The sequence below is a fragment of the Neisseria sp. P0021.S007 genome (assembly GCF_051956855.1).
The window spans coordinates 1-477 of the sequence record NZ_JBQCXA010001462.1 but is presented as its reverse complement, the minus strand read 5'-3'; the positions used below and the strand labels follow the sequence as shown (position 1 = coordinate 477).

The window sequence follows — 477 nt, the reverse complement described above, 5'->3', positions numbered from 1 at the left end:
AAACATGACCCAGCGACGGGTCGGCAAGCAAAACCGTATTGCCGTCTATACCGCGCAATACCGAAAAATGATCGTCCTTGCGGTATTTCAAATACACGATGACGGGGATTTTCAACTTCGCGAGCTGCTCGAAAGACAGGGCATAGCCTTTCGCCTCAAAACCCAAATCGGGCATGATGCGCTGCATATCCTCAAACGACGCGCGCATTTGCTCCTTATCCAGTTTTTTCAACACTTCTTCCTCCGTCAGCTTTTGCCCGTAAAAATTGTTCAAAAGCGTCGCCACCGAAGCCGCCCCGCAGGAAAAATCCAAATCCTGTTTTACAATATTGAAATCGCGCCTCTCTTTCCAACTTTGCACTTTGATTTTTCCGTAAACAACAGGATTATCGTTAAACATAGGTGCAGCATTCAGAAGACCGGATAAAGAAACGGCAATCGGCACTGACAGACAAATACGTTTTAATATCATCGTAC

Annotated in this window: 1 protein-coding gene; it reads right to left on the bottom strand. The window is 46.1% G+C overall.

Translation table 11 applies throughout. The annotated features are described in order from the left end of the window. Positions 1-400: C39 family peptidase (locus tag ACTHUR_RS19705; protein WP_440400487.1), on the bottom strand; the 400-nt coding region annotated here is incomplete at its 3' end. Between the last annotated feature and the right edge of the window lie 77 nt (positions 401-477).